Source organism: Antarctobacter sp., assembly GCF_034670325.1.
Lineage (GTDB): Bacteria > Pseudomonadota > Alphaproteobacteria > Rhodobacterales > Rhodobacteraceae > Antarctobacter.
In genome coordinates this window covers 334,839-345,744 of sequence record NZ_JAXMNR010000006.1, presented here as the reverse complement: position 1 = coordinate 345,744, position 10,906 = coordinate 334,839, and the positions used below count along the sequence as shown (strand labels likewise).

At 61.8% G+C, this 10,906-nt stretch carries 8 protein-coding genes; 2 read left to right on the top strand and 6 right to left on the bottom strand.

Going from position 1 to position 10,906, the window contains the following annotated elements:
* The first annotated feature begins 384 nt into the window (after positions 1-384).
* Complete coding sequence (locus tag VOI21_RS17200) at positions 385-3,459, top strand: valine--tRNA ligase (RefSeq protein ID WP_323771182.1); 3,075 nt, start codon at positions 385-387, stop codon at positions 3,457-3,459.
* Between the two features lie 215 nt (positions 3,460-3,674).
* Entirely contained in the window at positions 3,675-4,052 is a 378-nt protein-coding gene (locus VOI21_RS17195) for a VOC family protein (protein WP_323771181.1), read from the top strand.
* A gap of 44 nt (positions 4,053-4,096) precedes the next feature.
* Here the strand turns inward: VOI21_RS17195 and VOI21_RS17190 are convergent, their stop codons facing one another.
* The 6 genes from VOI21_RS17190 to metZ all read right to left on the bottom strand — a co-directional run bounded on the left by VOI21_RS17190 (position 4,097) and on the right by metZ (position 10,553).
* Positions 4,097-4,315 (bottom strand): hypothetical protein, encoded by a 219-nt coding sequence (locus VOI21_RS17190; protein WP_323771180.1) that lies wholly within the window; start codon positions 4,313-4,315, stop codon positions 4,097-4,099.
* A 306-nt stretch (positions 4,316-4,621) separates the two neighbouring features.
* The gene (locus VOI21_RS17185) at positions 4,622-6,208 is read right to left on the bottom strand and encodes a 5-guanidino-2-oxopentanoate decarboxylase (protein WP_323771179.1); all 1,587 of its coding nucleotides are present in this window, start codon (positions 6,206-6,208) and stop codon (positions 4,622-4,624) included.
* Positions 6,208-7,656 (bottom strand): TrkH family potassium uptake protein, encoded by a 1,449-nt coding sequence (locus tag VOI21_RS17180; protein ID WP_323771178.1) that lies wholly within the window; start codon positions 7,654-7,656, stop codon positions 6,208-6,210. Before VOI21_RS17180 ends, VOI21_RS17185 begins: the two co-directional genes overlap by 1 nt.
* Before the next feature lie 93 nt (positions 7,657-7,749).
* Entirely contained in the window at positions 7,750-7,977 is a 228-nt protein-coding gene (locus VOI21_RS17175) for a hypothetical protein (protein WP_094036507.1), read from the bottom strand.
* Between the two features lie 154 nt (positions 7,978-8,131).
* A complete protein-coding gene (folE2, locus tag VOI21_RS17170) occupies positions 8,132-9,232 on the bottom strand; it encodes a GTP cyclohydrolase FolE2 (protein ID WP_323771176.1) in 1,101 nt (366 codons plus the stop codon).
* 127 nt (positions 9,233-9,359) lie between these two features.
* Positions 9,360-10,553 carry an O-succinylhomoserine sulfhydrylase gene (metZ, locus tag VOI21_RS17165; protein ID WP_323771175.1) on the bottom strand — a complete coding sequence of 398 codons (1,194 nt, stop codon included), beginning with the start codon at positions 10,551-10,553 and terminating at the stop codon, positions 9,360-9,362.
* Positions 10,554-10,906 lie beyond the last annotated feature (353 nt).

The following is a 10,906-nucleotide window of genomic DNA, read 5'->3' as shown; positions in this document are numbered from 1 at the left end:
GTCCCTCTCCTCCTCCCTGGGACCAAACATTCGCGGCGGTGCCTCTCCTCCTCCCTGGCACCGCCGCACGCTCTTTCCGGGTCACGACGACCCGAACGTAATGTGCGGTCCCTCTCCTCCTCCCTGGGACCAAACATTCGCGGCGGTGCCTCTCCTCCTCCCTGGCACCGCCGCACTCTAATCAGTTCGAGGCCCCTCTCCTCCTCCCTGGGGCTCTCGTTGACTCAACCCGCGATGCTCGTCATCGCGGGTTTTTTTCTGTGTGCCGCCACCCGTGCCGCCCCACCCTGACGACATACGGACCTCCGGCCAGACGCCCGCGCCTCTTCCCCTTCGCGCCCGCGTGTCGTAGACCCTCCGCCAACAAGGACGAGGACGAGACCGATGCCGCTGGAAAAGAGTTTCAACGCCGCCGAGGCCGAACCGCGCCTCACCGCCAAATGGCTGGACACAGGGGCCTTCCGCGCCGGGGCCAACCGCTCGCGCGACGAAAGCTTTACCATCATGATCCCGCCGCCGAACGTGACCGGCGCGCTGCATGTGGGCCATGCCTTCAACAACACCCTGCAAGACATCCTGATCCGCTGGCACCGGATGCGCGGGTTCGACACGCTCTGGCAGCCCGGACAGGACCACGCGGGCATTGCGACCCAGCTTCAGGTCGAGAAAAAGCTGAAAGCCGAAAGCAACCTGCGCCGCACCGACCTGACGCGGCAGGAATTCCTCGACAAGGTCTGGGAGTGGAAGGGCCAGTACGGCGGCACCATCGTCAACCAGCTTCAGCGCATGGGTTGTTCGTGCGACTGGGACCGCAACGCCTTTACCATGGCGGGCGCGCCCGGCGACCCCAAGACAGGGCATGAGAACAGCCCCGACTTCCACGACGCGGTCATCAAGGTCTTTGTCGACATGTTCGACAAGGGTCTGATCTATCGCGGCAAACGTCTGGTCAATTGGGACCCGCACTTTGAGACCGCGATTTCCGACCTCGAGGTCGAGAACATCGAAACCCCCGGCCACATGTGGCACTTCAAATACCCGCTCGCCGGTGGCGCGACCTATATGTACGAGGAAAAGGACGAAGAGGGCAAAACCGTCTTCTCCGAAGAGCGCGATTACATCTCGATCGCCACCACCCGCCCCGAAACCATGCTGGGCGACGGTGCGGTGGCCGTGCACCCATCCGACGAGCGCTATGCCTCTATCGTTGGCCAGCTCTGCGAAATCCCCGTCGGCCCCAAGGAACACCGCCGCCTGATCCCGATCATCACCGACGAATACCCCGATCCCACCTTTGGCTCCGGCGCGGTCAAGATCACCGGCGCGCATGATTTCAACGACTATCAGGTCGCCAAGCGCGGCGGCATTCCGCTCTACCGCCTGATGGACACCCGCGCCCAGATGCGCGACGACGGTGTCCCCTATGCCGAGGCCGCCAAGATCGCCATGCAGGTCGCGCAAGGCACGCGCACCCTGACCGAGGCCGAGGCCGACGCCATCAACCTTGTCCCTGACCACCTGCGCGGCCTCGACCGGTTCGAGGCCCGCGAAAAGGTCATCGCCGAGATCACCGCCGAGGGTCTCGCCGTCATGACCACCTCGGACGACCCCCGCCTTGGCCCGCAGAAAAAGCTGAAAAAGGGAGAGGAGCCGCCCGCCGTCACCCCCGTCCCGCTGGTCGAATCCAAACCGATCATGCAGCCCTTCGGCGACCGCTCCAAGGTGGTGATCGAACCCATGCTCACCGACCAGTGGTTCGTCGAAACCTCTGAAATCGTTGGCCCCGCGCTGGATGCTGTGCGGGGTGGCGACATCAAGATCATGCCGGAATCGGGCGAAAAAGTGTACTACAACTGGCTCGACAATATCGAACCGTGGTGCATCTCGCGTCAGCTATGGTGGGGCCACCAGATCCCCGTCTGGTACATCCCCGGCGAAGAGGACTGGTATCCGATCTGCGCCGCAAACGAATCCGAGGCGCTGGACAAGGCCCGCGCCATTTCCGCCGAGGGCACCGAATTCCGCATCGTCGAGAACGCCCAAGAGGCGGCTGAGGTTCTCGAAGACCTCCGCGACCACATGCACCTGCGCACAGAGGGCCGCATCCGCACCGCCGACAGCCCCGCGCAACTGCCCATGTTCCGCGATCCCGACGTGCTGGATACATGGTTCTCGTCCGGTCTCTGGCCGCTTGGCACGCTGGGCTGGCCCGAACAAACCGATGAGTTGAAACGCTATTTCCCGACCTCCGTGCTGATCACCGGGCAGGACATCCTGTTCTTCTGGGTCGCCCGGATGATCATGATGCAGCTTGCCGTTGTCGATCAGGTCCCCTTCCACACCGTCTACCTGCACCAGCTTGTCCGCGACGAGAAGGGCAAGAAGATGTCGAAAACCACCGGCAACGTCATCGACCCGCTGGAGATTGTCGACGAATACGGCGCCGATGCGCTGCGCTTTACCAATGCCTCGATGGCCTCCATCGGCGGCGTGCTGAAACTCTCGGTCGACCGCATCGCGGGTTACCGCAACTTCGGCACGAAACTCTGGAACGCATGCCGCTTTGCCGAAATGAACGGTGTGTTCGAGGGCCATGCCACCCGCGCAGACGCCCCGCAGGCCACGCAAACCGTGAACCGCTGGATCATCGGCGAAACCGCCCGCGTGCGCGAAACTGTTGATCTGGCGCTGACCGAATACCGCTTCAACGACGCGGCCAACGCGCTCTATGCCTTTACCTGGGGCAAGGTCTGCGACTGGTACGTGGAATTTGCCAAACCGCTGTTCGACGCGCAGGACGCCGCCGTCGTGGCCGAGACGCGCCAGACAATGGCTTGGGTGTTGGACCAATGCCTGATCCTGCTGCACCCCATCATGCCCTTCATCACCGAAGAACTCTGGGACACGCTGGGCGACCGCTCCAAACTGCTGGTTCACGCCGATTGGCCGACCTATTCCGCCGCCGACATGGTGGACCCCGCCGCCGAGGCCGAAATGTCATGGGTGATCGCCCTGATCGAAGGCGTCCGGTCGGCGCGCGCGCAAATGCACGTCCCTGCGGGCCTCTACGTGCCGATGCTGGTCAAAGGCATCTCCGCCGACGAACAGGCCGCGTGGGACCGCAATGAGGTGCTGATCAAGCGCCTCGCCCGGATCGAGGGACTGGAGGCCGTCGCCGACTTCCCCAAAGGCTGCGTCACCGTCCCCGTGGGCAGCGCCACCTTTGGCCTGCCGCTGGCGGACATCATCGACGTGGGCGAAGAAAAGGCCCGTCTGGAAAAGACCCTTGGCAAGCTGGGCAAGGAACTGGGCGGATTGCGCGGCCGCCTGAACAACCCCAACTTCGCCGCCTCCGCCCCGCCGGAAGTGGTCGAAGAAGCCCAGGAAAACCTCCGCCTGCGTGAGGGCGAAGAGGCCAAGCTGAAAGAGGCGCTGGCGCGATTGGCCGAGATTGGTTGACGGACAGCACAGACACGAAAAGGCCGGGCAATTTGCCCGGCCTTTTTTATTGCATGATGCAGTTTCAAGAGAAGGTTGCTTTGACGCCATAGCGCTCTGGGGCAGGAAGCTCCCAATGATATGTTGGGGCGCGTTGCTGTCCGAACGTCGGCTATGCGGACAAAGCTGACATAGACAGGTTTTCTCTGCTATGCCTTCCCGAGTGAAACCATCCAATGGCCGCAACCATGACCGCACCACTCGGGCGCATAGTGATTTACACCAAAAAGATCGAGCAAATGGGAGAGTTTTATGCCAAGCACTTTGGCTTTTCGCTCTGTCGCGCCGAAGGTGACCGCATCTTTGAATTGACGCCCCAAGCGGCTGGTGCCGCCATCCTTTTGCATCCTGCATCGGCTGGGCAAAAGGAGGGGCAGGCTCTCGTAAAGCTCGTGTTTGATGTCGAAGACGTCGCAGCCTTTTGCGAAGCCGTAAGGGGTAACGGGCTGGAGTTCGGCAAGATACATCAGGCTGACGGCTACGTCTTTGCCAACGCCAAAGACCCTTCGGGAAACTCAATTCAAGTATCAAGCCGAGCGTTTGTGCAGCGGTAATTTGGGGTCGAAGCGCACACTGCGGAAAATTGAGTACGCAGGTATCATTTTTGCCCGGCCCGCTCTTTGTACCATTTGAAACCGTAGAACAGTGCTTGTAGCGGGAAACCTATAAAGCTCGCTGCGATGAAAAACAGCCCTGTTCCGCGTCGCCACTGAAGAATGTCGTCGTACCAAATCGCACAGGCAGCAACTGCCAAAACCCCGACCACAACTGTCCGTTTGGTCTTCTGCTTATTGGAAAGTCTCTTCCAAGGTTCCATACCGCCACCCCCGTCGACCGTCTCATTCGCAAGCATAGGTAAGCGCGCAGAAATTCACAAATAGGGCTCGAAGCGGACCTCCGAGGGCTTATGTGGCCATTCGGGATGGACCAACGAACCGCAGATCGGGCGCTGCCCCCGTCCCCATTGAGCACAGACAGCCCTCATGGCCTCTGACGGACGCGCAAACATCCCTCTCCACGGCACCCGCAACGGGCTGCAAACCCTAACAAAACGTAAAACCGTCTCTGTAACCCATTGTTTCTACACAGGCGGCAGGCTGTCCACGCGTGGACAGCCCCAAAATCACACCAGCGCCGGGGTCATCCGGATCACCGTCGGCCCATCGGCCTGAAACGCCGCCACCAAGGCCTCCTGCAGCCCCTTCAAATCCGAAGGCTCCACCGCCCCGGCCCCATAAGCCCGTGCAAGGGCCAGAAAATCAGGGTTCCTCGCCACCACGGCATTGGGGGCGATCTGGCTGGCCACCATAGAGTCGCGGATCTCTCCCAGCGACCCATTATCCCAGACCAAGATCGGCAAAGGCAGGCCCAATTCCACCGCCGTCCCCAGCTCTGGCAGGGTATATTGCAGGCCATAATCTCCCATGATCGCACAGGTCGGCAGCCCCTTGCGCGCCACCGCCCCGCCAATCGCCGCAGGCAAGGCATAGCCCAGCGTGCCAAAGCCGCAGGGATGGTGCCAATGCCCCGCCCGCGGCATGTCCCAGACCTCTTTGCCGCCATAGGCCAGCTGGGTCATATCCGAATAGATCATCGCATCGGTCGGCATGACCGCCCGCAACGCCTCGGCCACCTCGACGATGCCGGGACGTTCCGCCATGATCTCGCCCCGCCAGCGACGGCGCGTCTCGGCCACACGGCCCGCATCCCAACAGGCAGGCCGGTCATCGTTGCGCGCCGGTATCGCGATGGTCAGCGCCTTCATCAAAGCCGCCGCGTCGCCGATGAACCCCATGTCCCCGGCCCGCAGACCTGACAGCACCTCCGGGTCCAGATCCACCCGGATCATGCGCCCCGTGTTGCCCAGATGATCACGCCACAAATCCACCTCTGACAGCTCGGTCCCCAGCGCCACAACCAAATCCGCCTCCGCCGCGATCCGAGCACTGTCAGGCCGCGCAAGGAATGAGCCGAAGAACAGCGGCTGATCCGCCGGAACGATGCCACGCCCCGCATAGGTCACAAAGCTGGCCGCCCCGGTCTGTTGCAGCAGCGCGGGCACATGGCCGGCCCCGGCCGCAGCACCGCCGCCAAACACGAACAAAGGCTTTTCCGCCTCCGCCAGCGCGTCGATCACAGCGTAGATCTGGTCATGCGTCAGATGCGGCACCTCTGGCCGCAACGGTGGCTGCGGGGCCGGATCGGCCAGCGCCCCCAGCGCCGCAATCGGCACATGCAGCGCCTTGGGCCGGGGTCGCGCGCTGGCGAATTCACCGAAAGCGCGGTCGATCAGCGCAAAGACCGCCGCCGGATCAGAGGCGGTTTCGGACCAGTCGCAGACCGTCGCACCCGCCGCTCGCTGGTCGCGCATCTGGTGCAACTGCCCACGCCGCGCCGCCGTCTCATCCAGACAGGAGGCCAGCGCCAGCACCGGCACACTGTCCGAATAAGCCTGCCCCAATGCCGTCATAGCATTCACAAAGCCCGGCCCGGTGATCAGGTAGCACACGCCCGGACGCCCCGAGGCACGGGCATAGCCATCGGCCATGAAACCCGCCCCCTGCTCATGCCGGGCAAGGACGTGGGTGATCCCGGCCTCTTCGATGCCGCGATACATCTCGACGTTGTGCACGCCGGGAATGCCAAAGATCACCTCGACCCCGCGGGCCTTCAGGGCATGGCTGATCTGTGCGCCAAGGGGTTTCTGCATCAGGCCCTCCAAAAGCCGACAGTGAAGATTGCAAAGACGGCGAGCAGCTCCAAGCGCCCAGCCAGCATGGCGAAACTCAGGATCCACTTGGCCGTGTCGCTGAGACCGGCAAAGTTGCCCGCCGGTCCGATCTTGTCCCCCAGACCCGGCCCGATATTGGCAATTGCCGTGGCGGCCCCCGATACGGAGGTGATGAAATCCAGTCCCGTCAGGCTGAGCGCAACGGACAGCACGCCCAGCGTGACGACGAAGAAGACAAAGAAGCTCATGACCGAACTCATGACGTCGGGACCGACCGGCCGCCCCTCGTAGCGCGGGACAAAGACGCCGTGCGGTGCCCGGATGCGACGCAACTGGACCCGGATCGAGGCGAACAGCAGTTGATAGCGGAAAATCTTGACCGAACAGGCGGTTGACCCCGCGCAGCCGCCAATCAGCCCGATGAAAAAGAACATCGCGATCAGGAACGGCCCCCAAGTCATGTAGTCGACGCTGGCGTAGCCGGTGCCGGTCATGATCGAGGTGATGTTGAACAGCGCCTCGCGCACCGCCTGTTCGGGGTGATGCGGAAAGATCGACAACAGGACAATGGCGGTGACAACAACCAGTACGCCGATGATCGTGATAAAGGTCATGACCTGACTGTCGGAAAACAGCACAAAACGGTGGCCTGCGACCATCTGGACGTAGCGGACAAAAGGCAGCGCCGCGAGCACCATAAAGACCGTGGCGACATACTCTGCCGGACCCGCGAAGGTGGCGAAAGAGGCGTCATAGTTGGCGAACCCGCCGGTGGACACGGTGGTCATGGCATGGACCGTCGCGTCAAAGGGGTTCAACCCGCACAACAGATAGAAGATCGTGCAGAACAGGGTCAGAGTAATGTAGATTGACGAGATCGAGGCCGAGATCTGCGTCGCGCGCGGCAGGATTTTGCCCATTGTGTCAAACGCTTCGGAGCGGAAAATCTGCATACCGCCGACCCGCAGTTCGGGCAGGAACACCATGGCGACGACAATAATCCCGATCCCGCCCAGCCATTGCAGCAGCCCGCGCCAGAGCAGCAGCCCCTTGGGCAGCCCGTCGAGGCCGGTAAACACGGTTGACCCGGTGGTGGTCAGCCCGGACATCGCCTCGAAAAAGGCGTCGGTATAGCTGGCGTCGGTGGCGCCCAGGACAAAGGGCAGCGCGCCGAAGACCGGCAGCGCGACCCAGACTCCGGTGGTGAGCAAAAAGGTCTGCTGAAGGCTCAGCCCTTCCTTGACCGCGTTGGAACAGGACAGCGCGGTCAGCCCCCCCGCGAGGATCGTGATTGAGGCGCTTTCAAGAAAGACAGGCCATTCGCCGCGCCCCTCGGCCAGATCGACCACAAGGGGCAGCAGCATGGTGCCACCCAGACAGGCGACCAACAGGCCAATCACATAGGCGACGGGACGGACATCGAACATGACGGCGAGCGTTGGCCTGACCGCGAGGGACTGTCAAGCATGTGGGTGCGGCCACAGCGCCACGTCAATGCAGTGCGACCTGTAACCCCGTGTTTACGCGGCCAGCAGGTCACGAAAAACAAAGGGCAGAATATCGTCCCGACGGATGCCAAGACTGGCCAGTTCGGCATCGCTGGCGCATTCCAGCGTGATGATCTGGCGCAGTCGCGCCCGGCGCAATTGCGCCGGGTTCAGCCCGAATCCCACCTCTGAAAGATAGACGTCTATACGGGTGTTGAGGGACCTATGGCCCATTCCGATCTGGATATTGTCACGCGTCATGTCTGGAAACCTTTCCTTTTTACGGTCGGTTTCCTCCCTGCCGTCAGTATGTCACAGAATGCATGACCAAGCCATGAACGGGCAATGCGATGCCGTGCGGCACCGCGCTCTGCTCAAAGCGGCGGCACCCCTGGCATGGGTGCCGCGCAAAGCATCATCCGACGTGAAAGAGTGTCGAGAACAGCTTGGGGTCGAGGCTGTCAGAGGCAAACAGGTCACCTTCTGTCAGGACAGAGACCGCATCGTGGCTGTGCAGGCTTTCCTGATGGCTGGCCACGACGCGATAGTCGCCCACCCGCGGGTCCGCTTGCAATTGTTCCGCGAACAAGCGCGCCGCATCTTCGACAAAGATCGGGTTGGCAGCGTTCAGTTCCGCAAAGGCCTGTTCATCCTCACGTTTGACCATGACCTGCGTTTCGGTCGGCACAGCACGGCGGCACATGTCTACCAGATCCTCAAACCACAGGCAGTCGCCGTCGCGCAGTTCGACAGAGACCCGCGCCACGGAACGCTGCGAATGTGGCGTGGCCAACTGACCACGCGTCCGGCGGGCATGTTCGCTCAGCTCCAGCGAACATGGGCAGGTCGACGAATAGACGTAGTCGAGGTGCATGACCTTGCGGCGCACCCCGTCGCGTTCGACCAGTTCCAGCGCGATATCGTAGTACTGATAGCCCGACAGGCCCGACCGCAGGCTTTCCACCTTCATCGGAAAGGAAAAGCGCATGTTGATGCGGGCGTCAAAGCTTTCGAGATCGACCTTGTAGTCGTCCAGCGCCGCTTCGATCACCTCAAAACTGAAGGTCTTTTCCGAATGGGCATAAAAAGACCGCATGATGCGGCTCATGTTGATGCCCTTCTTGTCTGCCTCAAGACTGACCGTCCCCGTCACCGAGGTTTCCAGCCGCAGATCGCCATTGTCACGGGTGTGATACTGGATCGGCAGGCGAAAGTTCGAAATACCCACATGCTGGATCGCCCGGTTCGCGCCGCGGATCAGCGAGGATGGGCCATTTTGCAGGTCCGGCAATGAGGCCTTATAGGCGGAATCGACGCGGAAATCCGCAGGATAGTTGTTCGACAGTGCCGGATAGCCGTCCGGAACAGCGTCAGGCGACAGGCGCGCGACAACGGGATCGAGCGAAGCAATCTCGGTGTCATGAGCTTTTGACGCCCAACGCCGAAGGAGGGCGAGCGCCTCTGCCGCCTCTTCCTTGCTTGGCTTCCGGTCAATGTCCGGTGTGTGGATATTCATGTCAGGTCCACCTCTTTCGCGCATGTCCTACATCCAGAGACCTAAGAACTGTCTAACACAATTCCAATCTCATAAAGGTATACGTCGTTCGCATTGAATCGGATCAGTCACGGGCGGCATGCGAAGATCAGACTGCGTCCAACGCATTTAGGACGTCATTTACAAGGTCCTGCGGATCCTCGATCCCGACCGAAAGCCGGATCATCCCGTCACCGATCCCCAACGCGGCCCTTTGTTCGGGCTTTAGTCGTTGATGCGTAGTGGTCGCAGGGTGGGTGGCGATGGATTTCGCATCGCCAAGGTTGTTCGAGATGATCACGATTTGCAGCGCGTTGAGCAGACGAAAGGCCGCCTCCTTGCCGCCCGCGACCTCGAAAGAAACCAGCGTACCGCCCGCCCCCAGCTGTCGCTCTGCCAGCGCGTGCTGCGGGTGGCTGGCATGGCCCGGATAGATCATCCGCGACACCTTGGGATGCCCGGCCAGCGCCTCGGCCAGCGCCACTGCGCCCTCGGTCTGGGCGCGCACCCGCAAACCAATCGTCTCCAGACCTTTGAGCATGACCCAGGCGTTGAACGGGCTCATCGAGCCGCCGGTGTGCTTCATGTAGGGCTCGACAACGCCCCGAATATGCTCGCGTTTGCCCAGGATCACCCCGCCCAGGCAACGGCCCTGCCCGTCCACATGTTTGGTCGTGGAATAGACAACCAGATCAGCGCCTTGCGCGATGGCCTTTGAGTAGACAGGCGTCGAAAAGACGTTGTCGACAATCACCGTCGCGCCCACTTTGTGCGCCAGCCCGGCCACCGCCTCGATATCGACAAGCTCCAGCGTCGGGTTAGACATGCTTTCAAAGAAGACCGCCTTGGTGTCCGGGCGAAGGGCCGCCTCCCACTGCGCCAGGTCCGCGCCATCGACAAAGGTCACGTCGACCCCGTAGCGGGTCAGGATCTCTTCGACGATATACAGGCAGGACCCGAACAACGCGCGGGCCGAAACCACATGGTCCCCGGCCTTCAGCATCGAGGTCAGCGCGCCATTGACCGCCGCCATACCCGAGGCACAGGCGAACCCGTCCTCCGCCCCTTCGAGCAGCGCCATGCGCTCTTCGAACATGGCCACCGTGGGGTTGCCGTAGCGGGCATAGATAAACTCATCCTCACCCGCCTTGAGAAAGCGCGCCTCTGCGGCCTCGGCACTGTCATAAACAAAGCCCTGCGTCAGAAAGATCGCTTCGCTGACCTCCCCCCACTGGCTGCGTTTGGTGCCGCCATGTACGAGTTTGGTCGCCTTGCCAACGGATTGGCCGTCATTGCTTGTCATGGGTTCTCTCCCAACAAAAAAGCCCCGATCGCGGTCAAGCGAAAGGAGCCTTCCGTCTGACCTCTTTAGCGGAATTTGAAAGGTCTACGCCCCTCGTGGCCCGCAATCCGGTAAACAAATCGCCACGTCGCTTGGCATAGAGCCGTTAAAAACACATTGCAAGAGCGTCACGCCAATGTAACCGGACCTTCACGAATTCGTCGCAACCTTGGCTTAGCTCCTCGCACAAGATGTAGTGGGACGTTGCAATGCCAATGCTATGCGTCACCGTGACGGAATCCGACCCTCGCCTGCATGGCGATGATGTGCCTTTGCAGCCGGCCCTCGCGGCCGCCCTTGCGGCGGACAGAGGT

What these genes read in the sequence shown, in the direction of transcription:
- VOI21_RS17200 (WP_323771182.1), top strand. Translation starts at nt 385, where the DNA reads ATGCCGCTGGAAAAGAGTTTCAACGCCGCCGAGGCCGAACCGCGCCTC.
- VOI21_RS17195 (WP_323771181.1), top strand. Translation starts at nt 3,675, where the DNA reads ATGGCCGCAACCATGACCGCACCACTCGGGCGCATAGTGATTTACACC.
- VOI21_RS17190 (WP_323771180.1), bottom strand. Translation starts at nt 4,315, where the DNA reads ATGGAACCTTGGAAGAGACTTTCCAATAAGCAGAAGACCAAACGGACA.
- VOI21_RS17185 (WP_323771179.1), bottom strand. Translation starts at nt 6,208, where the DNA reads ATGCAGAAACCCCTTGGCGCACAGATCAGCCATGCCCTGAAGGCCCGC.
- VOI21_RS17180 (WP_323771178.1), bottom strand. Translation starts at nt 7,656, where the DNA reads ATGTTCGATGTCCGTCCCGTCGCCTATGTGATTGGCCTGTTGGTCGCC.
- VOI21_RS17175 (WP_094036507.1), bottom strand. Translation starts at nt 7,977, where the DNA reads ATGACGCGTGACAATATCCAGATCGGAATGGGCCATAGGTCCCTCAAC.
- folE2 (WP_323771176.1), bottom strand. Translation starts at nt 9,232, where the DNA reads ATGAATATCCACACACCGGACATTGACCGGAAGCCAAGCAAGGAAGAG.
- metZ (WP_323771175.1), bottom strand. Translation starts at nt 10,553, where the DNA reads ATGACAAGCAATGACGGCCAATCCGTTGGCAAGGCGACCAAACTCGTA.